Source organism: Bacillus cereus group sp. MG20, assembly GCF_040459885.1.
Lineage (GTDB): Bacteria > Bacillota > Bacilli > Bacillales > Bacillaceae_G > Bacillus_A > Bacillus_A cereus.
In genome coordinates this window covers 1,661,211-1,685,051 of the sequence record NZ_JARVHF010000001.1, presented here as the reverse complement: position 1 = coordinate 1,685,051, position 23,841 = coordinate 1,661,211, and the positions used below count along the sequence as shown (strand labels likewise).

Genomic DNA, 23,841 nt, shown 5'->3' with positions numbered 1-23,841 from the left:
AGTTCTAGCATAATCTGAAGATCGTATGCGTAAAGTGTGGGAATAGTAGTTGGAGTGAAAATGTATTGTAAAAAAATAAGTATTTATAAAAAGGATTTGGAATGAAAATGACGTATTTATTATGTGTGTTTATTGAATTGCTGATCAACGCATTCTAAATCTTCATCAAATTTTTCATGTGTTCGCTCGATTAACTTATGGAACATATCTCCAACGTGTTCTTCTAAAACCCGAATGCCTTCCCCGGTAACGCCGCCTTTCACGCAAACCTTTTCTTGTAAGGTAGGTAATGTGAAGATTTCTTTTTCAAGTAATTTCCCCATCCCCACGACCATTTCACTTACTAAAGTAGTAGCCTCTTCGTGTGTAATATTTGTTTTATCTACAGCAGCGTTAATGAAGCATTGTAGTAAATAACTAAAGAAAGCAGGACCGCAACTTGCTATATCAGATGAAACACGTGTTATATCTTCTTCTATTACAAGAGGTGTAGAAATATTTTTGAATAGACGAAGTAGTTTTTGTTGCCATTCTTCAGAGCAATTATTTCCAAATGTAAATAGTGAGGCGCCAGAGAGGGCGCGATTTGTGATACTTGGAATGATACGTGCGACGTGGCACGGTACGAGAGTCTCTAATTGTGATGGAGATATTGGACTTGTAATAGAAACTAAGCACGTTTCATCAGAAAAATGTTCAGCGTATTTTTTTAGGATAGGGTATATATCTATCGGCTTAACGCAAATAAAAATAAGTTGTGATTGTTCGATTACTTCCGGGATTGTTTTTGCTATATGAACAGAAGGGTATTTTTCTTTTATATGATATGCTTTGGCAGGCGTCCGATTAATGATTGTAAGGCACGAAGGTTTGACAGCACGGGTTTCTAAAAATGCATCGATTAGTATATTCCCCATGTTTCCTGTCCCTATAATTCCTATGTTCAAAGTTTCATCCCTCCTTCGTAACAGCTTTCTCCTAAACAATATGAATGATGTTATAAATTTATGATTAGAGGTGTAAAATGATGTGGGATTTTCCGAAAAAGTGGTTAGGTTTAGTAGCTATTATTGGAACTTTACTTTTTCTTGTTTTTTGGAAAACGAATCAGAGTGTAGAACGAACGCCTATTACAATGAATGTGCAAGAGAAGGAGATAGAAAAAAAGGGTAAACCGAAAATATCGGATACAAAGGAACAGAAAAGAACAATTATAATTGATGTGAAAGGAGCGGTTAATAAAGAAGGGGTATATGAAATGAAGGAAGGAGATCGCGTAAAGGATGCGGTTCAAAAGGCTGGTGGTTTTTTATCAGAAGTAGATATGAAAAAAGTGAATTTAGCACAAATTGTACAAGATCAAATGCTTCTTTATATACCGAGTAAAAATGAGCCAGAACAAGGGATGTTTACTTCTTCTAAGGAAGATGGCAAGATTCGAATAAATACAGCAGCGAAAGAGCAATTGGAAAAAATTACAGGGATTGGCTCTCGAAAGGCAGAAAGTATTTTGAAATATCGAGAAGAGCATGGTCCGTTTCAGAAAATAGAAGATTTATTAGAGATTGATGGGATTGGTGCGAAGTCTCTTGAAAAGATAAAAGATCAAATTATTATTCCGTAAAAGATTGACGAAGTTTTTCTTCTTTCGCTACACTACAAGTAGACAAAAAAGTAGGTGAAAAATATGGAACGAATTTCATGGGATCAATATTTTATGACGCAAAGCCATCTACTATCGTTACGTAGTACATGTACAAGGCTTGCGGTAGGAGCGACAATCGTTCGCGATAAACGAATTATTGCTGGTGGATATAATGGTTCGATTAAAGGTGGCGTACATTGTATAGATGATGGTTGTTACGTAATCGATAATCATTGTGTTCGGACAATTCATGCCGAAATGAATGCTTTATTACAATGTGCCAAGTTTGGTGCGAAAACAGAGGAAGCAGAAATTTACGTTACGCATTTCCCTTGTTTACAATGTTGTAAGGCAATTATTCAAAGTGGTATTACAGCGGTTTATTATGCGCAGGATTATAAAAATCATCCATACGCCATAGAGTTATTTGAACAAGCGAATGTAACAGTGAAGCACGTTCCGCTAGAATATGATATCGCTGCATTAGAGGAGCAAAAACGTTATACGGAGTTAAAAGAATTATTTGCGTCTTTAGAAAAAGATAATTTATCAATGGAAGAATTACAGCATGTATTCACGAAAGCAAAAATGATGCTATAAGGAGTGAGTATAAGTTGCAGGAACAATGGGGGTATGTTGCAATCTCGTTTATAATAGGGATTGCAATTGCCTTTTCCTCGTCACTTTTATTGATAGTTTTTTGCCTCTTTTTAAATGTTTTCTTCTGTTTATATCGCACTTCGCGTAAAACCTTCTTTTTTTGCATTGTAGCGTGCTTTAGTGGCGCTATATACACTTCCTATGTTCAAGGGTGGAATAAGTCTCTAGGAGAGTCCTATGGAGTTACAAGAGGAGTTATACAAAATACACCGCTTGTTAATGGAGATCGCCTATCTTTTCAGTTTGAAGATCACAATAAAAATATAGTGCAGTTAAGTTATAGAATAAAATCAGCCTTGGAAAAGGAAAAAATGCAACAATTATACGCAGGGATATCATGTGTATTCGAGGGTGAGAGGAAAGAACCGCAAACAGCTCGGAATTTTCATGGTTTTAATTACCGTGATTATTTATACAAGCAACATATTCATTTCACATTTGAGGCTACATATATTTCTGAATGCTATAAAACATCACTGTCGCTCATGCAACGGATTCTCCTTTTGAGGCAACAAGTAATCTCGAAAGTTACAGAGATGTTTCCAGAGCAATCAGGTGCTTTTATGAATGCGTTACTATTTGGTGATAGACAACAAATGACGTTTGAAGTGGAAGAGCAATATCAACAGTTTGGTCTTGTACATTTGTTAGCAATTTCAGGTTCGCACATTGTATTGTTAATGGTGATAGTATATTTTATTTTGCTAAGAAGTGGTGCGACGAGGGAGGTAGCAACAATTTGCCTTATCATTTGTATTCCTTTGTATATGGTTTTAGCAGGGGCGTCACCCTCTGTTATAAGGGCTTCTATAACAGGAGTTTTGACGTTGATTGCTTTTATGTGCTCGATTCGTTTATCTAGTTTAGATGCTTTAAGTGTAACAGCTATATGTATGCTTATATATGACCCTTATCTTGTTTTTAATATTGGATTTCAGTTTTCTTTTGTAGGTAGCTTCGCTTTACTTTTGTCTGCTCCGTTATTGTTAGTGAGTAGCAACGGAGTAATCCGAAATTCTATTTATATTTCTATCATTTCACAGCTCGTTAGTACTCCGATTTTGTTATATCACTTTGGTTATTTTTCTCCATATAGCATTTTCCTCAATCTTTTATACGTTCCGTTTTTATCTATCATTGTATTACCATGTAGCATTATTATTTTACTGTGTATGCCAATTGTCCCGTTTCTCGCAAAAGGATTTGCGGATGTGTTATCAATAGGCTTGAGTATGTCTAATGTTTTTCTAAGTTATTGTGAAAGTTTACCATTTAACCAGCTTATTTTCGGGAAAACGTCCTTCAATCTTGTAGCTGTATATTGCGCGAGTATTGTCAGTATATTGATGGTTTGGGAAAGGAGAGCGCCGAAAAAAATGGTTTGTATAGTTGTGAGTATATTTCTTTTTATTAGCACGTGTCATTATGTATATCCATATTTTAGAGGAAGTGGAAGTGTAACATTTATTGATGTTGGACAAGGTGATGCAATATTAATTCGCCTTCCGTATGATAAAGGGGTTTATCTTATTGATACAGGTGGAACGCTTCGTGTCAATAAGGAAGAGTGGCAACAAAAAAAGCATGAATTTTCTGTTGGAAATGATGTTTTAATACCCTATTTACAAAAAGAAGGTATTAAAACAATTGATAAATTAATCGTAACGCATGGAGATGCAGATCATATAGGTGCTGCGCAAGAATTATTATCATATATACCTGTAAAAGAAGTTGTGTTTGGCCGGAAGGGAAAAGATGCAGTATTAGAAAAAGTAGTAAAGAAACAGGCATTAGAAAAGGAAATGAAAATAACTGAAGTGGGGGAAGGGGAAAGTTGGAGTGTAAATGAAGCTGAATTTTTCGTTTTAGCTCCAAAAGGAAAAGAAAAAAGTGAAAATAATGCTTCAATTGTAATATGGGCAAAATTTGGAGGATTGACGTGGCTATTTACAGGCGATTTAGAAGAAGAAGGAGAGCAGTTTTTAGTATCTGCGTATCCAGATTTGCGAGTAGATGTTTTAAAAGTTGCTCATCATGGAAGTAACACGTCATCTATAGAGTCTTTTTTGAACGTTATACAGCCCCGTGTAGCGATTATATCTGTTGGTAAGCAGAATAGATATGGACACCCGCATAAAGAAGTGATAGAGCGTTTGGAGAAGATGGGGAGTGCGATATGGCGCACGGACAAGCAAGGTGCTATTTCCTATGTTTTTAAAGGGGAAAATGGAACCTTTCAAAGTAAAATCACATACGATAAGACATATGATAGGTGAAAAAGAGAAGACTGCCATGAAGTGGCAGCCTTTAAGAACCGATAAATTTAATAACAGTTGCAATGATGAAAAGTGTTGCGAAAAAACCAAATGAGACGATAAATCCTACCCCTGAATCAATAGCGTCATTGCGTTTACTTTGAACGTTTTGTTCAAAATCATTCATTTAGAATCCCTCCCCAACATTCCACTTTAGTATAAAATATTGTCAGAAAAAAATCTACAATTTCCATATGAAGAGAAAATGAGCTTTTTTGCTACTTTTAGATCATGAAGTAACGTGGTTTTTTTGTTTCCAAGCATGTTAACAGTTGGCACTTATACTCGAATTTTTATTGTGAATAATAAAGGGAAGGTGATTACCGCACACCAATAAGAAACCCGGGGCTTATTGCGTGGCGTTTAATATAAATAAAGGGACGGGTTATAAAGCCTGTTCCTTTGTACTTGTAAAACAAAAGCTAGGGCATTAGTATAAATATATATTGCCAAGTTAGGGAGTAGGAAAAAGTATGAGTGATATACATAAAAAAATTAAAAAGAAACAGTTTGCTTCGTTATATTTACTATATGGAACGGAAGCTTTTTTTATAAATGAAACGATAAAGCTTATTACGACAGAAGCACTTGAAGAAGAAGATCGAGAGTTTAATGTTGTGACATACGATTTGGAAGAAGCATATTTAGAAGATGTGGTTGAGGATGCGCGTACGCTTCCTTTCTTTGGAGAACGGAAAGTACTGTTAATAAAATCACCGCTATTTCTGACTTCGCAAAAAGAAAAGTTAGAGCAAAATATAAAAATTTTAGAAGAATACATTGGTGAACCTTCTCCATTTTCTATTCTTGTTTTTGTTGCGCCTTACGAAAAACTTGATGAGCGAAAAAAAATTACAAAACTATTAAAGAAAACAGCAGATGTAGTAGAAGCGAATGCGATGCAAGTGCAGGATGTTCAGAAGTGGATTATTGCTCGGGCAGATGAAGTGCATGTGCACATTGATAACGTGGCTGTTAGTTTGTTGCTAGAGCTTGTGGGAAGTAATGTAACGATGTTGGCGAAGGAAATGGACAAGTTAACGTTATACGTTGGTATGGGCGGAGAGATTACGACGAAACTTGTTGCAGAGCTTGTGCCAAAATCAGTTGAGCAAAATGTATTTGCTTTGACAGAAAAAGTGGTGAAAAAAGATATTGCAGGTGCAATGCAAATTTTGGATGGATTATTTACGCAGCAGGAAGAACCGATTAAATTGCTTGCGTTATTAGTGAGTCAATTCCGTTTGTTGTATCAAGTGAAAGAGTTACAGCAACGTGGTTATGGGCAAAATCAAATTGCATCTCATATTGGTGTACATCCGTATCGTGTAAAATTAGCGATGAATCAAACGAAATTTTTCTCTTTTGAAGAATTAAAAAAAGTGATTATAGAATTAGCAGAAGCTGATTATAGTATGAAGACGGGAAAGATGGATAAGAAACTTGTGCTCGAGTTTTTCTTAATGCGATTAAATCATATGTGATGACACAAAAAAGTTCATGTACCTAGTGCATGAACTTTTTTTGTATATAAAAAAACGATCCAAATGGATCGTTTTTTAAACGCCTTACGCGTTTACTTGTTTCGCTAAGCGAGATTTTTGACGAGATGCAGCGTTTTGGTGGATAAGACCTTTACGAGCTGCTTTGTCAAGTTTTTTAGAAGCAGTTTTGAAAGCTTCTTTAGCATTTTCAAGATCGTTATTAGTAACTAAAGCTTCTACAGTTTTAACAGCAGAACGCATGTCAGACTTGATAGAAGCGTTATGTGCACGACGCTCTTCGCTAAGTTTAGCGCGTTTGATAGCAGATTTGATGTTTGCCATACTTTTCACCTCCCTGGTGCAATCGAATGACTCGATTCTTACATAGAACAAGTGATATTCTATCAAACGGTGAAGAGAATTGCAATAGTATATCCATGAAATTTCACGTAAAGGAAAGAATGACCTTATATAACTTTGGGAAATCTAACGATATTTACTATGAATTACGGAGGAGATACGATGAAAGAACCATTGGATTTAAGTAAATATAGCGTTAGAACTGACCTTGCTGTAGAAGCTCATCAAATGTTGCAAGAAAGCCAAGAAGAACAAAAAGGGATACAGGGGGTAATTGTAAAAGAGAGGGAAGAAGAAGGTACTATAATTACAAAAGTAACAATTGATGAAGCTGCCTCTGAAGCGATGGGTAAAAAACCTGGAAATTATTTAACGCTTGAAGTACAAGGTATACGTCAGCAAGATACAGAACTTCAACAAAAAGTGGAGCGTATTTTTGCAAAAGAATTTTCTTATTTCTTAGAAGAGGTTGGTGTTACAAAAGAAGCGAGCTGTTTAATTGTAGGCCTTGGGAATTGGAATGTAACACCGGATGCTCTTGGGCCAATAGTTGTAGAAAATGTATTAGTAACGAGACATTTGTTTCAATTGCAGCCTGAAAGTGTAGAAGAAGGATTCAGGCCTGTTAGTGCAATTCGGCCGGGGGTAATGGGGATTACAGGCATCGAAACGAGCGATGTTATTTATGGGATTATTGAGAAGACAAATCCAGACTTTGTAATTGCGATTGACGCATTAGCTGCCCGTTCTATTGAACGAGTAAATAGCACGATACAAATTTCTGATACTGGAATCCATCCTGGATCAGGGGTTGGGAATAAACGTAAGGAACTAAGTAAAGAGACATTAGGTATCCCTGTTATCGCAATTGGTGTTCCGACTGTGGTCGATGCCGTTTCGATTACAAGTGATACGATTGATTTTATTTTGAAACATTTTGGTCGAGAGATGAAAGAAGGAAACAAACCTTCAAGATCTTTGTTACCAGCGGGATTTTCATTTGGAGAAAAGAAAAAATTAACAGAAGAAGATATGCCAGATGAAAAGAGCCGAAATATGTTTTTAGGTGCTGTTGGTACGTTAGAAGAAGAAGAAAAAAGAAGGTTGATTTATGAAGTGCTATCGCCTCTTGGTCATAACTTAATGGTGACCCCAAAAGAAGTAGATACTTTTATTGAGGATATGGCGAATGTAATAGCGAGTGGTTTAAATGCAGCGCTGCATCATCAAATTGATCAAGATAATACGGGAGCGTATACACATTGAGGGAGAAAGATGATAATAGTTTGAGTCGTTTTGCGCTTTTGTGTATATGTAGTGTAGCTTTATGTTTACTTATGATGATAGCAGGAGTGTCACTTGCTAATCATGGTTTGAAAAGTATGAAAGGTTATCGGCAATTGTCGTATGAACAAATAGCTCATATGACAGGGACAGAGAGTACAGGTGCTGAATCAGAAATTTTGGGTAGTTCGTTTTCAGCTTCAGAAAAACAACAACAATTAGAACGTTTAAGAAGTTTTAATGTTGTAGAAGGAATTGGGATGGCGGTAGCAAGTGTAGCTTATGAAATGACGAAGTTCGGAACGGATATAGTTGTTGGGAAAATAAAGGGGATTTTTAGCTAAGAGTAGCATGGGAGATGGTTGTTTTACTGATTTGTAAGACAACCGTTTTAAAATTTGAAAAGGGTTTGTCTCTTATGGTTTATTCGCATAAGATATAGATAGAATGATTTGTATCGTAAGCAGCACGAGTTTTCATTGAATCTTTGTTGCTCTATTGATATAATCAGTGCTAGTGTATATTGGCGAGACTATTAGGAGTTGAGAACATAGATGAACAAAGAAGAAAGAGCAAAAAGACAGTCCAAAATTCGTAATTTCTCTATTATTGCTCATATTGACCACGGAAAATCAACGTTAGCAGACCGTATTTTAGAGAAAACAAATGCGTTAACACAACGCGAAATGAAAGCTCAGTTGCTTGACTCTATGGATTTAGAGCGTGAGCGTGGTATTACAATCAAATTAAACGCAGTACAATTAAACTATAAAGCAAAAGATGGTGAAGAGTATATTCTTCATTTAATTGATACACCAGGACACGTCGACTTTACGTACGAAGTATCTCGTAGTTTAGCGGCTTGTGAAGGTGCGATTCTTGTAGTAGATGCAGCGCAAGGTATTGAAGCGCAAACGTTAGCGAACGTATACTTAGCGCTCGATAACAACTTAGAAATTTTACCAGTTATCAATAAAATCGACTTACCAAGTGCGGATCCAGAACGTGTACGTCAAGAGGTAGAAGATGTAATTGGTTTAGATGCATCAGAAGCGGTACTTGCTTCTGCGAAAGCTGGAATTGGTATTGAAGAAATTTTAGAACAAATTGTTGAAAAAGTACCAGCTCCGGCAGGTGATTCAGAAGAGCCGTTACAATGTATGATTTTCGACTCTTTATATGATCCGTACCGTGGTGTAATTGCTTATATCCGTGTTGTAAATGGAACGGTAAAAGTTGGCGATAAAGTACGTATGATGGCAACGGGTAAAGAATTTGAAGTAACAGAAGTAGGTGTATTTACACCGAAAACTACGCAACGTGACGAGTTAACAGTAGGTGATGTAGGTTTCTTAGCAGCATCTATTAAAAACGTAGGTGATACACGTGTTGGTGATACGATTACACATGCGAAACGTCCAGCTGCAGAGGCGTTACCAGGTTACCGTAAATTAAACCCGATGGTATTCTGTGGGCTGTATCCAATTGATTCTGCTCGTTATAACGATTTACGTGATGCGTTGGAAAAATTAGAGTTAAACGATTCTGCTCTTGAGTTTGAACCAGAAACATCTCAAGCGTTAGGATTTGGTTTCCGTTGTGGATTCTTAGGACTTCTTCACATGGAAATCATTCAAGAACGTATTGAACGTGAATTTAAGATTGACTTAATTACAACAGCGCCAAGCGTTATTTATAAAGTTTATTTAACAAACGGTGAAGATGTTATTGTTGATAATCCATCTAATATGCCAGATCCACAGTCTATCGATCGTGTAGAAGAGCCGTTTGTGAAGGCTTCAATTATGGTTCCGAATGACTATGTTGGAGCTGTAATGGAAATTTGCCAAGGTAAACGTGGAACGTTTATTGATATGCAATATTTAGATGAAACGCGTGTTACATTAACATATGAAATCCCGTTATCAGAAATCGTATATGACTTCTTCGATCAATTGAAATCAAATACGAAAGGGTATGCATCATTTGACTACGAGTTAATTGGTTATAAACCATCTAAACTTGTGAAAATGGATATTCTTTTAAATAATGAACAAGTGGATGCTTTATCATTTATCGTACACCGTGATTCAGCGTATGACCGTGGTAAAGTAATTGTAGAGAAATTAAAAGAATTAATTCCGAGACAACAGTTCGAAGTACCAATTCAGGCGACTATCGGAAATAAAGTTGTAGCACGTTCTACAATTAAGGCGATGCGTAAAAACGTACTTGCAAAATGTTACGGCGGTGACATTTCTCGTAAGCGTAAACTTCTTGATAAGCAAAAAGAAGGTAAAAAACGTATGAAGTCTGTTGGTTCTGTAGAAGTGCCACAAGAGGCATTCATGGCTGTACTGAAAATGGATGACAACTAATATTTGAAATAAAAAAGAAGTCGTTTGTGCGGCTTCTTTTTTCTGTATAATTACTTTTTAGACATCTGAGCAGCTCTCATTTACAATAATGAGAGAGCTTTTTAGTTCATATAGAGTTAGGAGATTGTTAATGTCCGAAAATATTCGAAAAGATATTCAAGATAAAATACAAAATGGCAATTTTAATTGTGAAAAGGAATTGACGCTTTCTATTATTAGTGGAAAGTGGAAAGTTGTGATACTGTGGCATCTTGGTGTGGAAGGGCCTCATCGTTTTAGTGAATTACAACGGTTATTCCCAAGCATTTCTCATAAAGTTTTGTCGAACCAATTAAAAGAGTTAATGGAAGATGGGATTGTTGATCGAACAGTATATCCCGAAATTCCTCCTCGTGTTGAGTATTATATGACGGAACTAGGCATGTCACTTTTACCGATCGTTGAAATGATGTATGATTGGGGAAAAATGCGAATGGAACAAATTCGTAATACGTTAGAGAAGTAGAGAATCCTCCGGAGTGCGGAGGTTTTCTTTTTAGAAAGGTAGGAGTTATATTTGGTACAAGCTGCATATATTCATATTCCGTTTTGTCAGCACATTTGTCACTATTGTGATTTTAATAAAGTGTTTATTGAACGCCAACCGGTTGATCAATATTTAGATTATTTAGAGAAGGAAATAATAAATACGGTTCAAAAAGTTCCGTTTGATAGTATGAAAACGATTTTTGTGGGCGGTGGAACTCCGACAGCTTTAAATATGGAACAGACAAAAAAATTACTCGAGATTATTAATCGTCATTTGCGTCCGTTTGCTCCGAATTGTGAATTGACATTTGAAGCGAATCCAGGAGATCTACCGAAAGAGAAGTTGAATGTACTACTAGAAGGTGGAGTGAATCGAATTAGTTTTGGTGTGCAAACGTTCCGTGATGAACTGCTTGAGAAAATCGGGCGCAAGCATACGAGGGAAGATGCATTCCTAGCGATTCGAGAAGCTCAGGAAGTAGGCTTTAAAAATATTAATGTAGACATTATTTATGCTTTGCCAGGACAAACGATAGAAGATGTGAAGGAAACATTAGACATTGCTTTTACGCTTGGTGTACAACATTTCTCGGCATATTCATTAATTGTGGAACCTAAAACAGTGTTTTATAACTTAATGAATAAAGGGAAATTGCGTCTTCCGGGTGAAGACCATGAAGCTAAAATGTATGAAATGGTAATGGATGAAATGGAGAAACACGGTTATAACCAGTATGAAATTAGTAATTTCTCAAAAGGTGACAATAAAAGTAGACATAATCTCACATACTGGAATAATGAAGAGTATTATGGCTTTGGAGCTGGAGCTCATAGTTATGTGAATGGGGAACGTATTCAAAATGTAGGTCCGCTGAAGCAATATTTTAATAAAATTGATGAAACAGGATTTCCGTATTTAGATGTTCATAAGGTGACGGAGAAAGAAAGAATGGAAGAAGAACTATTCTTAGGACTTCGAAAAACAAAAGGTGTTTCTAAAACGGCATTCCGCAATAAATTTAATGTGGAGATGGATCAAGTTTTCGCGAAGCAGTTACAAAGCAATCAAGAACAAGGATTACTTGAAGAGGAAAATGGACATGTGCGTTTAACGCGAAAAGGAAAATTATTAGGGAATGAAGTATTCCAATCATTTTTGATTGACTAATTAAATGTTCCATAGGCGTGAAAAAGTTTCATTATTTCGTGACGTTTCCGTTGACAATTGAATGTCAATTTTGGTAAGTTATTAATAGATTTAGCACTCAAAGACAAAGAGTGCTAACAGAGGTGATGATGAGATGCTTACGGAACGTCAGCTCTTAATTTTACAAACAATTATTGATGACTTTATTGGATCAGCGCAGCCTGTTGGGTCTAGAACGTTGGCTAAAAAAGATGAAATTACATTTAGTTCAGCTACTATTCGAAATGAAATGGCGGACTTAGAAGAATTAGGTTTTATTGAAAAAACGCACAGTTCTTCTGGACGTGTTCCTTCTGAGAAAGGCTACCGATTTTATGTAGACCATCTTTTAGCGCCGCAAAACTTACCGAACGCTGAAATTGTACAAATTAAAGATTTATTTGCTGAAAGAATTTTTGAAGCGGAAAAAATTGCACAGCAATCTGCTCAAATTTTATCAGAACTTACGAATTATACGGCCATTGTTCTTGGACCGAAGTTAAGTACAAATAAACTTAAAAATGTACAAATTGTGCCGCTTGATCGTCAAACTGCAGTCGCTATTATTGTAACTGATACAGGGCATGTACAAAGTAAAACGATTACCGTTCCGGAATCTGTTGATTTATCAGATTTAGAAAAAATGGTTAATGTTTTAAATGAAAAGCTATCTGGCGTACCGATGGAAGAACTTCATAATAAAATCTTTAAGGAAATTGTTACAGTTTTACGTGGGTATGTTCATAATTACGATAGTGCAATAAAAATGTTAGATGGTACATTTCAAGTTCCGTTATCGGAAAAGATATACTTTGGAGGAAAAGCAAATATGCTTTCGCAGCCAGAGTTCCATGACATTCAAAAGGTTAGATCTTTGCTTACCATGATTGATAATGAAGCCGAATTTTATGACATTTTGCGTCATAAACAAGTCGGGATTCAAGTGAAAATTGGTAGGGAAAACACTTCGACGGCTATGGAGGATTGCAGTTTAATTTCTGCAACATATTCGATCGGCGAAGAGCAACTTGGAACAATTGCTATTTTAGGTCCTACGAGAATGCAATATTCTCGTGTAATTAGTTTGTTACAGTTATTTACGAGACAATTTACTGATGGACTTAAAAAGTAAATGAGAGTAATACATTCGCTCAAGTGATGAAATTTTCATTGCTGTGTGTAATATATAATGCTTAGGTAATCATGCTATGCATGATACCTAATACCTTTTAAGGAGGTGAATATTGTGGAAGAGCGTAACGAAGAAGTAAAAGAAGCGCAAGTTGAAGAAGCTGTCACGCCAGAAAACAGTGAAGAAACTGTAGAAGAAAAAAGTGAGGCTGCTCTTTTACAAGAAAAAGTAGATGAGTTACAAGCGAAACTAACGGAAACGGAAGGTCGCACATTACGTCTACAAGCTGATTTTGAAAATTATAAGCGCCGTGTCCAAATGGATAAACAGGCTGCTGAAAAATATAGAGCACAAAGTCTAGTTTCAGACATCTTGCCAGCTCTTGATAATTTTGAAAGAGCAATGCAAGTGGAAGCGACTGATGAGCAAACGAAATCCTTGTTACAAGGTATGGAAATGGTGCATCGTCAATTGTTAGAAGCGCTGACTAAAGAAGGTGTGGAAGTGATTGAAGCTGTTGGTAAACAGTTTGATCCTAATGAACACCAAGCTATTATGCAAGTGGAAGATAGTGAATTTGAATCAAACGCGGTTGTGGAAGAATTCCAAAAAGGTTATAAATTAAAAGACCGTGTGATTCGCCCATCAATGGTAAAAGTAAATCAATAATTTACATAAAACTAGGAGGATTCGCCATGAGTAAAATTATCGGTATTGACTTAGGTACAACAAACTCTTGTGTAGCTGTTATGGAAGGTGGAGAACCAAAGGTTATCCCAAATCCAGAAGGAAACCGTACAACACCTTCTGTTGTAGCTTTCAAAAATGAAGAACGTCAAGTTGGGGAAGTTGCAAAGCGCCAAGCAATTACAAACCCAAATACAATCATGTCTGTTAAACGTCATATGGGTACAGACTACAAAGTAGAAGTTGAAGGTAAAGATTATACACCTCAAGAAATTTCTGCAATCATTTTACAAAACTTAAAAGCTTCTGCTGAAGCATACTTAGGTGAAACAGTAACGAAAGCTGTTATTACAGTACCTGCATACTTCAACGATGCAGAGCGTCAAGCAACGAAAGATGCTGGTCGTATCGCTGGTTTAGAAGTTGAGCGTATCATTAACGAGCCAACAGCAGCAGCACTTGCTTACGGTTTAGAAAAACAAGACGAAGAACAAAAAATCTTAGTATATGACTTAGGTGGCGGTACATTTGACGTATCTATCCTTGAGTTAGCAGACGGCACATTCGAAGTTATTTCAACTGCTGGTGACAACCGTCTTGGTGGCGATGACTTTGACCAAGTTATCATCGATCACTTAGTAGCTGAGTTCAAAAAAGAAAATAACATTGATTTAAGCCAAGATAAAATGGCGCTTCAACGCTTGAAAGATGCAGCTGAAAAAGCGAAAAAAGATCTTTCTGGTGTAACACAAACTCAAATTTCATTACCATTCATTAGTGCTGGAGCTGCTGGTCCATTACACTTAGAATTAACGTTAACAAGAGCGAAATTCGAAGAGCTTTCAGCAGGTCTTGTTGAAAGAACATTAGAGCCAACTCGTCGTGCATTAAAAGACGCTGGTTTTGCTCCAAGCGAATTAGATAAAGTTATTCTTGTTGGTGGATCTACTCGTATCCCAGCTGTACAAGAAGCTATTAAACGTGAAACTGGTAAAGAGCCATATAAAGGTGTAAACCCTGATGAAGTTGTAGCATTAGGTGCTGCAGTTCAAGGTGGCGTACTTACTGGTGATGTAGAAGGCGTTCTATTATTAGACGTAACTCCACTTTCTTTAGGTATTGAAACTATGGGTGGCGTGTTCACGAAATTAATCGAGCGTAACACTACAATTCCAACAAGTAAGTCACAAGTATTCTCGACAGCTGCTGATAATCAACCAGCAGTAGACATTCACGTATTACAAGGTGAGCGTCCAATGTCAGCTGACAACAAAACGTTAGGTCGTTTCCAATTAACTGACCTTCCACCAGCACCACGTGGTATTCCACAAATCGAAGTAACATTCGATATTGATGCGAACGGTATCGTTAACGTACGTGCGAAAGACTTAGGAACAAGCAAAGAGCAAGCTATTACAATCCAATCTTCTTCAGGTCTTTCTGATGAAGAAGTAGAACGTATGGTACAAGAAGCGGAAGCAAATGCTGACGCTGACCAAAAACGTAAGGAAGAAGTTGAACTTCGTAACGAAGCTGACCAACTTGTATTCCAAACAGACAAAGTTGTAAAAGATTTAGAAGGTAAAGTAGATGCAGCTGAAGTTGCAAAAGCAACAGAAGCGAAAGAAGCATTACAAGCTGCAATTGAGAAAAACGAGCTTGAAGAAATTCGTGCGAAAAAAGATGCTTTACAAGAAATCGTACAACAATTAACTGTTAAATTATACGAGCAAGCTCAAGCAGCTGCTGGTCAAGCAGAAGGTGCGCAAGGTGCACAAGACGCTGGCACGAAGAAAGACAATGTAGTTGACGCTGAGTTTGAAGAAGTAAAAGAAGACAAGTAATTCAACTGTAAACATAATAAGTAAGATGACAAAAAGTCAAAGTCAAGCGTGCCTTGACTTTGGCTTTTTTCACGAATGAGAAGCGATGTGCGAGGATCTTAAGTTTTTCGCTTTGCATACTGTAAGTGAGGAAACTTTGTTGCAAAGCACTTTCTTTCGGTGTTAAAATTACGTTTATGTGAAAGATTCGGGGGTTGTAAATTTATGAGTAAACGAGACTATTATGAGGTCCTTGGACTTAGCAAGGGCGCTTCAACAGATGAAATAAAAAAAGCGTATCGTCGTTTGGCTAAAAAATACCATCCAGACGTAAGCAAAGAAGAAAATGCAATTGAAAAGTTTAAAGAAGTACAAGAAGCATACGAAGTGTTAAGTGATGATCAAAAGCGTGCGCAGTACGATCAATTTGGTCATGCTGGTGCAAATCAAGGATTCGGTGGATTTGGCGGCGGAGGAGACTTCGGCGGTGGCTTCGGTTTTGAAGATATATTTAGTTCTTTCTTTGGCGGTGGCGGCGGCAGACGTCGTGATCCAAATGCTCCGCGCCAAGGTGCTGACTTACAATATCAAGTCACTTTAGATTTTGAAGAAGCTATTTTTGGTAAGGAATTAAATGTGGAAATTCCAGTAGAAGATCCATGTGATACTTGTAAAGGTAGTGGAGCAAAACCAGGAACTTCAAAAGAAACATGTAAACATTGTTCAGGCTCTGGTCAAGTGAGTGTCGAACAAAACACACCGTTTGGTCGTATCGTAAACCGTCAAGCTTGTGGTCATTGTTCAGGAACTGGACAAATTATTAAAGAAAAATGTACGACATGTCACGGTTCAGGTAAAGTTCGTAAGCGTAAAAAAATCAATGTTAAAATTCCAGCGGGTATCGATAATGGTCAACAAATTCGTGTGTCTGGAAAAGGTGAAGCCGGCGTAAATGGCGGACCAGCAGGAGACTTATATGTTGTCGTTCATGTAAGAAATCATGAATTCTTCGAGCGTGAAGGAGATCACATTATTTGCGAAATGCCATTAACATTTGCGCAAATGGCGCTTGGTGATGAAGTGGAAGTTCCTACTGTTCATGGTAAAGTGAAGCTGAAAATTCCAGCAGGAACACAAACTGGAACAGAATTCCGCTTAAAAGGAAAAGGTGCTCCGAACGTACGTGGATACGGCCAAGGAGATCAATATGTAGTCGTTCGTGTTGTTGTACCGACGAAATTGACTTCACAGCAAAAAGATTTATTACGTGAATTTGCAGGACAAGAAGAGCAGGATGATAGTTTATTCGGAAAGCTTAAACGTGCTTTCAAAGGGGAATAATGGAAATAAAAAATGGAGTTGGTAAATTGTGAAATGGTCAGAAATTAGTATTCATACAACAGAAGAAGCAGTAGAAGCTGTCTCTCATATTTTACATGAAGCTGGTGCTAGCGGAGTTGCGATTGAGGATCCAGCGGAGTTAACGAAAGAGCGCGAGCAACAATATGGTGAAATTTATGCATTGAATCCAGATGAATATCCGGCGGAAGGTGTATTAATAAAAGCATATTTCCCGCAAACGGATTCTTTACATGAAACGATTGCAGGTGTAAAATCATCTATTGATGTGCTTCCATCTTACGACATTGAAATTGGTACTGGAAATATTACCGTTAACGAAGTCAATGAAGAAGATTGGGCTACTGCTTGGAAAAAATATTACCATCCAGTACAAATTTCTGATACATTCACAATCGTACCGACGTGGGAAGAATATACACCATCTTCTCCTGATGAAAAAATCATTGAATTAGACCCAGGTATGGCGTTTGGTACAGGAACTCATCCAACAACAACGATGTGTATTCGTGCTTTAGAAAAAACAGTACAGCCAGGTGACACTATCATTGATGTAGGAACAGGTTCTGGTGTGCTTAGTATTGCAGCGGCAAAATTAGATGCGTCTTCTGTTCAAGCATATGATTTAGATCCGGTTGCAGTTGAAAGTGCAGAAATGAATGTGCGTTTAAATAAAACAGATGATATCGTGTCTGTTGGGCAAAATAGTCTTTTAGAAGGTATTGAAGGTCCTGTTGATTTAATTGTAGCTAACTTATTAGCAGAAATTATTCTTTTATTCCCTGAAGATGCAGCGAGAGTTGTGAAGTCAGGTGGATTATTTATTACATCGGGCATTATTGCTGCGAAGGAAAAAGTAATTTCTGAGGCGTTAGAACAAGCTGGATTTACAATTGAAGAAGTGTTACGAATGGAAGATTGGGTAGCAATTATTGCACGAAATGCGTAATATAGATTTTAGTCTATAATGAAAAGGGGAGTCTCTCACTATAAGGTGAGGGACTTGCCGTTTGTTATATGAAAAATGATAATGTTTCGTTCTTTTCGTAAGTGTTGACTTACGAAAGGAACGAAACTCTACTAAGGTGATTATATGCAACGTTATTTTGTAGAAGAAAAACATGTAAGTGAAGCAAAAATTCGCATTGTAGGTGATGATGTACATCACATTGCGAGAGTAATGCGTATGACAGCTGGCGATCAAATTTATTGCTGTGTAAACGGAAAAACGGCAGTATGTTCAATTGATGAAATTACCAGTGAATTTATTAATACGGCTATTGTAGAATGGGTAGAGGCGTCAAGTGAACTTCCTGTTTTCGTGACGATTGCAAGTGGACTGCCAAAAGGAGACAAGCTAGAGTTGATTTTTCAAAAAGGAACTGAGCTTGGGGCAGCTGCATTCTTACCATTTCAAGCATCTCGCTCTATCGTAAAATGGGATGCGAAAAAAGCTGATAAAAAAGTTGAGCGTTTAAGAAAAATTGTGAAAGAAGCTGCGGAACAATCACATAGAAGTGAAATTCCGGAAGTACATGCTCCGGCATCATTTAAGCAACTGCTTACAATGAGTGGTGAGTATGATGTTTGTCTTGTTGCTTACGAAGAGGAAGCGAAACAAGGCGAGAAATCTAATTTTGCGAAAGCTTTAACGACAATGAAACCAGGTCAAAAGCTATTGATTGTATTTGGCCCAGAAGGCGGTTTAGCTGAGGAAGAGATTACAGCGCTTCGTGAACATAAATTTGTACCATGTAGTTTAGGACCAAGAATTTTAAGAACAGAAACGGCGCCGTTATACGCGTTAAGTGCTGCTTCGTATCATTTTGAATTGATGGGGTGATGATCAATGTCAACTGTTGCGTTCCATACGTTAGGTTGTAAAGTAAACCACTATGAAACAGAAGCCATTTGGCAATTGTTTAAACAAGGTGGTTATGAAAGAACAGAATATGAAAAGAAAGCTGATGTATATGTTATTAACACATGTACAGTAACGAATACTGGGGACAAAAAAAGCCGTCAAGTAATCAGACGTGCTGTGCGTCAAAATCCAGATGCAGTTATTTGCGTAACGGGATGTTATGCACAAACATCTCCAGCTGAAATTATGGCGATTCCAGGTGTAGATATTGTAGTTGGTACACAGGATCGTGAAAAGATGTTAGGTTACATCGAAGAATTCCGTAAAGAGCGTCAACCAATTAATGCTGTCCGCAATATTATGAAAACACGTGTGTACGAAGAACTTGATGTACCTTATTTCACGGATCGTACACGTGCGTCTTTAAAAATACAAGAGGGTTGCAATAACTTCTGTACATTCTGTATCATTCCTTGGGCGCGTGGTTTAATGCGTTCTCGTGATGGAAAAGAGGTTATTAAACAAGCACAACAATTAGTGGATGCAGGCTATAAAGAAATCGTATTAACGGGTATTCATACAGGTGGATACGGCGAAGATATAAAAGATTATAACTTAGCTGGATTACTTCGTGATATGGAAGCGGAAGTAGGCGGATTAAAACGTCTTCGTATTTCTTCTATTGAAGCGAGTCAAATTTCAGATGAAGTAATTGAAGTGTTAGATAAATCTGAAGTAGTTGTACGTCACTTGCATATTCCGTTGCAATCTGGTTCTAATACTGTATTAAAACGTATGCGTCGCAAATATACGATGGAATTCTTCCAAGAGCGTTTAGATCGTTTGAAAGAAGCGTTACCAGGCCTTGCGATTACATCTGACGTAATCGTTGGTTTCCCAGGTGAAACAGAAGAAGAATTCATGGAAACATACAATTTCATTAAAGAGAACCGCTTCTCTGAGTTACACGTGTTCCCTTATTCAAAACGTACAGGAACACCTGCAGCACGCATGGAAGATCAAGTTCCTGAAGATGTGAAGAACGATCGTGTTCATCGTTTAATTGAGCTATCTAATCAATTAGCGAAAGAATATGCATCAGCGTTTGAAGGTGAAGTGCTTGAAATCATTCCAGAAGAGCAATTTAAAGACGGCGACCGTGAAGGGTTATATGTAGGGTATACAGATAACTACTTGAAAATTGTATTTGAAGGATCAGAAGAATTAATTGGTAAGCTAGTGAAAGTGAAAATTACGAAAGCTGGCTATCCATATAACGAAGCGCAATTTGTTCGTGTTCTTGAAGATGATGTGAAAAAAGAATCAGCAAGCGCATAAAAAAGAGCGTGCAACCGGAAACGGTTTGCATGCTTTCTTTATTTGAAGCGGTTAAGTACTAGAAGGTGGAGAGGCGTTTCGTGCATCCCTGTATGAAAAAAGTTGAAATGATAAAAATATAGTTGTCTTCATGAAAGAAGGATACTAGCTATTTGTATAACTTTTGAAAAGGAAATGCTTCTATTCTTCTTTTATTCTGCCAAATAGTTGACCTGAAGTGATAAAATGTATTATAATCGTAAAAGACATGCTGAAGAAGTGTTTCTTTTTGCATGCTGAAGTTAGTATGTAAGTGTGATGTTTCGGAGGGAGGGAAAGAGAATGTCAAAAACAGTCGTTCGTAAAAACGAGTCTTTGGAGGATGCACTTCGCCGTTTTAAAAGATCGGTTTCTAAAACTGGTACACTTGCTGAAGCAAGAAAGCGCGAGTTTTATGAAAAACCAAGTGTAAAACGTAAGAAGAAATCTGAAGCGGCAAGAAAGCGTAAATTCTAAGAGAGGGTGTAAGTTATGAGTCTTCTCGGTCGTTTAAACGATGATATGAAACAAGCGATGAAGAATAAACAAAAAGAAAAATTAACCGTTATTCGTATGGTTAAGGCTGCTTTACAAAATGAAGGTATTAAACTGCAACATACTCTTACTGAAGAAGAGGAAGTAACAGTTTTAGCTCGTGAAGTAAAACAGTATAAGGACTCCCTCCTTGAATTTAAAAAAGCTGGTCGTGAAGACCTTGTTAATAAACTGCAAAGTGAAATTCAGATTTTAAGCGCATATTTGCCAGAGCAATTAACTGAAGAAGAACTAGTTGATGTAATCAAGCAAGTTATTTCTGAAGTTGGTGCGACTTCTAAAGCAGATATGGGTAAGGTGATGACTGTTGTTATGCCGAAAGTAAAAGGTAAAACAGACGGATCACTTGTGAATAAGTTGGTTATCCAGCTATTAGCATAAAAAAACGTCTCATTTCGTATGAGACGTTTTTTTATTGTTCTTATTAAGGAAAAACGCTATATTGCTTAAAAAGCGTTTCTGTAAGTGATAGAAACGCCTCTGGTATGTAAAAAAAGGTAACGGCCTTAGTTATGATTAATCCCACCATAAAAAAGCTTTTTCGTTTTCTTAATTTCTTCGACTAACTCCTCAATGCTTTCTGTTCCTTGTTCCACTATATCTGGACAAAATTCATACATTTCTTGCGCGAAAGATTGCATTTCTTCGTCTGTAGGTAACGCGCTAAAAATGGCATCAACCCAGTCATGATCTGCACCGATTATGATAAAAGGATAGCGATCATTCCATTTTCTTAGTTTAAAAATAACATCTATATTGCTAACTTCGTAATTAACGCCATTTGTTTGTTGGATTGTAAGGATATCAAATTGGTCATTTCCTTGTGTAATTGCAATTCTACACTCACTCTTACTTCCTTGACTAAAACTTCTTTCGCAAATAAAAGCTAAGTATCCAAGTTTCTGAACCTCAGATTGAAGTTTTATAACTTGCTGTTCAGCAGAATCCTCAAAGGTAACGAAAGAGACTCCGGCTATTTTAGATTTTGAATCAGTTGCATAAAAGGGCTGGATGCTGCTGTTAGTAACTTGTTTTATAACATTCAAAATTTCTTGACTAAATCCAATTTCCTTTCGTATTTCCTCGCTTATTAATTCATTTTTTTGTTTTTTAATGAATCCTAATATTTTTTTGAAATTCATATAACAACCAGCTATAAAATATTCTTACTTACACCGCAAAATTCAGAGTGGAGCAATTTCCTTTTTCGGATTTTATCTCATTTGTCTAATGAATGACAACTACTTATTCTATGGTCAGTATGTCACGTCCAGAACGAATTGTAACAGGTTTTTTCAAGTTTCCAACTTCTTGCTAGGCTCAATTTCTTAATTTAACTTGTACTGATATCCCCTGAGGGCGCATATTCTTGTATTAATACTTCTATTATTATGGGTAACATTCTCTGATCCATCATTGTCCTGATAAATATGATTTCATATAGCGACTGTTTTAATTAACATGAGATGAACTCTTACAGAATATAGTTATGTTAGTGAAGTCGTTATAACACGATAGGCACTTGTGAAGAAATACATATATATGGGATGAGGAGGGGGTCTTTCGAGATGAAGAAATTAGAACAAATGAAAAATTGGTTAACAAAACAAGTAGACCTACCAGTGGATGTATTAATGGATCTGCCTCGGATTACTCTTGTTGGGCAAATACATATTTATATAGAAAATCATCGGGGGCTATTAGTGTTTTCAGATAAAGAAGTGCGATTGCTTTTAAAACATGGTCAATTACTAATTAAAGGACAATCCTTTGTTATTAAAACGATTCTTCCAGAAGAGCTTTTGCTCGAAGGGATAATTGAGCAAGTAACATTTTTAGAAAATGAAAAAAAAGGTGATTGAAGTGAAACTTCCATTTGTGAAGTTTTTCTTCTTTATCCTGTAAAAGTTTCGTTGATAGAGACCGATTACAGTTTTAATTTGTTTCATTTTAGTACGAGCTATTTTAATGCTTCAAATAAAAAGTAGTATATCTACTTTTAGAAAGGCAGTGAAGGTGGTAAATGAAAAATAAATGGTTTATAAAGTGGCTTGGATATGTAAAAGTGCGGATTGAAGGTAGAGGAGCGGAACGGTTTGTTAATGAATGTGTACGGAGGAATTTGTTAGTTTGGGATGTTAAGAAAATAGCTGATGAAACGTTAGTTTTTTGTATGTTGTTACGCGATGTGAAAAAAATAAAACCAATTTATAGAAAAAATGAATGTAAATTATATTTTATTGGACGTTATGGTTTTCCTTTTTGGAATAAGCGTTTAATTAAAAATAGTGGATTTTTAATTGGGTTTTTAATTTTCTTTTTTGGCGTGATTGCAATGTCAAATATGGTTTGGAAAATTGAAATTACAGGAGCAAAACCCGAAACAGAATATATATTGATGAAAGAATTGGATAAAATGGGTATTAAAAAAGGAAAACTACAATTTCAAATGCCGAATGTAGAAGATGTACAACGCCATTTGACAGATAATATTAATGCCATTACTTGGGCGGGACTAGAAGTAAGAGGAACGACGTATCATTTTAAAATTGTTGAAAAAAACGAACCAAAAAAAGAAAAGGAACAAAGGCCGCAAAATTTAGTAGCAAAAAAAGAAGCGATTATTACAAAAACGTTTGTAGAAGTTGGAAAGCCGGTTGTACTGAAGAATGATCATGTAGAAAAAGGGCAGATTCTCGTATCGGGAATATATGGTAATGAGGAAAGTCCGACGATTGTTTCAGCGAAAGGTATTGTGTATGGCGAAACGTGGTATACATCTAAGGTAGATGTTCCGCTAAAGACGCAATTCCAAGTGTATACTGGTAATGTATACAATGAACATTTTCTTAAATTCGGGGATGCGAAAATAAAAATATGGGGATTTCAGCATGATAAGTATAAACGCTCTCGTACTGAAAGTGTAAAGCATGATGTGAAATTATTTGGTTTTACACTGCCGATTGCATATGAAAAAGATGTTGTGAGAGAAGAGGAAGAAGCGAATCGAGAATATACAGAAAAGCAAGCGCTGAAAGTAGCGAAGGAGATGGCCGAAAAAGAACTAAAGAAAAAATTGGATGAACATGCTATGATTGTAAGTGATAAGATTTTGAGTAAAGAGGTTGAGGCGGATCAACTAAAAGTCACATTGCATTATACTGTGGTTGAAAATATTGCAGAGCCACAACCAATATCCGAATCCGATATTCAAGGAGACTGAGT

General features: G+C 36.7%; 24 protein-coding genes. 20 read left to right on the top strand and 4 right to left on the bottom strand.

Going from position 1 to position 23,841, the window contains the following annotated elements; genetic code table 11:
- Positions 1–119: 119 nt before the first annotated feature.
- Positions 120–947, bottom strand: coding sequence for a late competence protein ComER (comER, locus tag QCI81_RS08625; RefSeq protein WP_053563635.1), 828 nt, complete (start codon positions 945–947; stop codon positions 120–122).
- 77 nt (positions 948–1,024) lie between these two features.
- Between comER and QCI81_RS08620 the strand changes: the two genes are divergently transcribed.
- The 3 genes from QCI81_RS08620 (at position 1,025) to QCI81_RS08610 (ending at position 4,581) form a co-directional block, all read left to right on the top strand.
- Positions 1,025–1,624: a helix-hairpin-helix domain-containing protein gene (locus QCI81_RS08620; RefSeq protein ID WP_053563636.1), complete on the top strand. Its 600-nt coding sequence runs from the start codon at positions 1,025–1,027 to the stop codon at positions 1,622–1,624.
- A gap of 63 nt (positions 1,625–1,687) precedes the next feature.
- Complete coding sequence (locus QCI81_RS08615; protein ID WP_000439773.1) at positions 1,688–2,245, top strand: ComE operon protein 2; 558 nt, start codon at positions 1,688–1,690, stop codon at positions 2,243–2,245.
- Between the two features lie 14 nt (positions 2,246–2,259).
- Positions 2,260–4,581 (top strand): DNA internalization-related competence protein ComEC/Rec2, encoded by a 2,322-nt coding sequence (locus QCI81_RS08610; RefSeq protein ID WP_071729631.1) that lies wholly within the window; start codon positions 2,260–2,262, stop codon positions 4,579–4,581.
- Between the two features lie 31 nt (positions 4,582–4,612).
- Here QCI81_RS08610 and QCI81_RS08605 read toward each other — a convergent pair whose 3' ends face one another.
- The gene (locus QCI81_RS08605; RefSeq protein ID WP_000997609.1) at positions 4,613–4,747 is read right to left on the bottom strand and encodes a YqzM family protein; all 135 of its coding nucleotides are present in this window, start codon (positions 4,745–4,747) and stop codon (positions 4,613–4,615) included.
- A 346-nt stretch (positions 4,748–5,093) separates the two neighbouring features.
- On the opposite strand from QCI81_RS08605, the gene holA reads away from it, so the two are divergent.
- Positions 5,094–6,104, top strand: a complete 1,011-nt coding sequence (gene holA / locus QCI81_RS08600) for a DNA polymerase III subunit delta (RefSeq protein ID WP_071729633.1) — start codon at positions 5,094–5,096, stop codon at positions 6,102–6,104.
- A gap of 84 nt (positions 6,105–6,188) precedes the next feature.
- Here holA and rpsT read toward each other — a convergent pair whose 3' ends face one another.
- Positions 6,189–6,446, bottom strand: a complete 258-nt coding sequence (rpsT, locus tag QCI81_RS08595) for a 30S ribosomal protein S20 (RefSeq protein ID WP_001274012.1) — start codon at positions 6,444–6,446, stop codon at positions 6,189–6,191.
- A gap of 180 nt (positions 6,447–6,626) precedes the next feature.
- Between rpsT and gpr the strand changes: the two genes are divergently transcribed.
- The 14 genes from gpr to QCI81_RS08525 all read left to right on the top strand — a co-directional run bounded on the left by gpr (position 6,627) and on the right by QCI81_RS08525 (position 20,997).
- Entirely contained in the window at positions 6,627–7,730 is a 1,104-nt protein-coding gene (gene gpr / locus QCI81_RS08590) for a GPR endopeptidase (RefSeq protein WP_000662644.1), read from the top strand.
- Positions 7,727–8,092: a YqxA family protein gene (locus tag QCI81_RS08585; RefSeq protein WP_001207094.1), complete on the top strand. Its 366-nt coding sequence runs from the start codon at positions 7,727–7,729 to the stop codon at positions 8,090–8,092. Before gpr ends, QCI81_RS08585 begins: the two co-directional genes overlap by 4 nt.
- A gap of 210 nt (positions 8,093–8,302) precedes the next feature.
- A complete protein-coding gene (lepA, locus tag QCI81_RS08580) occupies positions 8,303–10,126 on the top strand; it encodes an elongation factor 4 (protein WP_001030948.1) in 1,824 nt (607 codons plus the stop codon).
- Between the two features lie 130 nt (positions 10,127–10,256).
- Positions 10,257–10,631: a winged helix-turn-helix transcriptional regulator gene (locus tag QCI81_RS08575; RefSeq protein ID WP_001293539.1), complete on the top strand. Its 375-nt coding sequence runs from the start codon at positions 10,257–10,259 to the stop codon at positions 10,629–10,631.
- Positions 10,632–10,682: 51 nt separating this feature from the next.
- A complete protein-coding gene (gene hemW, locus QCI81_RS08570; RefSeq protein WP_000249436.1) occupies positions 10,683–11,822 on the top strand; it encodes a radical SAM family heme chaperone HemW in 1,140 nt (379 codons plus the stop codon).
- A 133-nt stretch (positions 11,823–11,955) separates the two neighbouring features.
- Positions 11,956–12,972, top strand: a complete 1,017-nt coding sequence (gene hrcA / locus QCI81_RS08565; protein ID WP_000954942.1) for a heat-inducible transcriptional repressor HrcA — start codon at positions 11,956–11,958, stop codon at positions 12,970–12,972.
- A 114-nt stretch (positions 12,973–13,086) separates the two neighbouring features.
- Positions 13,087–13,641: a nucleotide exchange factor GrpE gene (gene grpE / locus QCI81_RS08560; RefSeq protein ID WP_353810665.1), complete on the top strand. Its 555-nt coding sequence runs from the start codon at positions 13,087–13,089 to the stop codon at positions 13,639–13,641.
- Positions 13,642–13,667: 26 nt separating this feature from the next.
- Positions 13,668–15,503, top strand: a complete 1,836-nt coding sequence (gene dnaK / locus QCI81_RS08555) for a chaperone protein DnaK (protein ID WP_000034701.1) — start codon at positions 13,668–13,670, stop codon at positions 15,501–15,503.
- A 204-nt stretch (positions 15,504–15,707) separates the two neighbouring features.
- Complete coding sequence (gene dnaJ / locus QCI81_RS08550) at positions 15,708–16,823, top strand: chaperone protein DnaJ (protein ID WP_000043947.1); 1,116 nt, start codon at positions 15,708–15,710, stop codon at positions 16,821–16,823.
- A gap of 28 nt (positions 16,824–16,851) precedes the next feature.
- The gene (prmA, locus tag QCI81_RS08545; protein WP_071729635.1) at positions 16,852–17,790 is read left to right on the top strand and encodes a 50S ribosomal protein L11 methyltransferase; all 939 of its coding nucleotides are present in this window, start codon (positions 16,852–16,854) and stop codon (positions 17,788–17,790) included.
- Between the two features lie 144 nt (positions 17,791–17,934).
- Positions 17,935–18,684, top strand: a complete 750-nt coding sequence (locus QCI81_RS08540; RefSeq protein WP_001190142.1) for a 16S rRNA (uracil(1498)-N(3))-methyltransferase — start codon at positions 17,935–17,937, stop codon at positions 18,682–18,684.
- A gap of 6 nt (positions 18,685–18,690) precedes the next feature.
- On the top strand, positions 18,691–20,043 hold the full coding sequence (gene mtaB / locus QCI81_RS08535; RefSeq protein WP_000108679.1) for a tRNA (N(6)-L-threonylcarbamoyladenosine(37)-C(2))-methylthiotransferase MtaB: 1,353 nt from the start codon (positions 18,691–18,693) through the stop codon (positions 20,041–20,043).
- Between the two features lie 321 nt (positions 20,044–20,364).
- On the top strand, positions 20,365–20,538 hold the full coding sequence (gene rpsU / locus QCI81_RS08530; protein WP_000048061.1) for a 30S ribosomal protein S21: 174 nt from the start codon (positions 20,365–20,367) through the stop codon (positions 20,536–20,538).
- Positions 20,539–20,553: 15 nt separating this feature from the next.
- The gene (locus QCI81_RS08525) at positions 20,554–20,997 is read left to right on the top strand and encodes a GatB/YqeY domain-containing protein (RefSeq protein ID WP_071729637.1); all 444 of its coding nucleotides are present in this window, start codon (positions 20,554–20,556) and stop codon (positions 20,995–20,997) included.
- A gap of 125 nt (positions 20,998–21,122) precedes the next feature.
- On the opposite strand, the gene QCI81_RS08520 is transcribed toward QCI81_RS08525, so the two are convergent.
- Positions 21,123–21,758 (bottom strand): DUF4253 domain-containing protein, encoded by a 636-nt coding sequence (locus QCI81_RS08520; protein ID WP_483298833.1) that lies wholly within the window; start codon positions 21,756–21,758, stop codon positions 21,123–21,125.
- Between the two features lie 426 nt (positions 21,759–22,184).
- Here QCI81_RS08520 and yqfC point away from each other — a divergent pair, with 426 nt between their 5' ends.
- Complete coding sequence (gene yqfC, locus QCI81_RS08515; RefSeq protein ID WP_000732269.1) at positions 22,185–22,478, top strand: sporulation protein YqfC; 294 nt, start codon at positions 22,185–22,187, stop codon at positions 22,476–22,478.
- A gap of 161 nt (positions 22,479–22,639) precedes the next feature.
- Positions 22,640–23,839 (top strand): sporulation protein YqfD, encoded by a 1,200-nt coding sequence (gene yqfD / locus QCI81_RS08510; RefSeq protein WP_071729639.1) that lies wholly within the window; start codon positions 22,640–22,642, stop codon positions 23,837–23,839.
- The last annotated feature ends 2 nt before the right edge of the window (positions 23,840–23,841 follow it).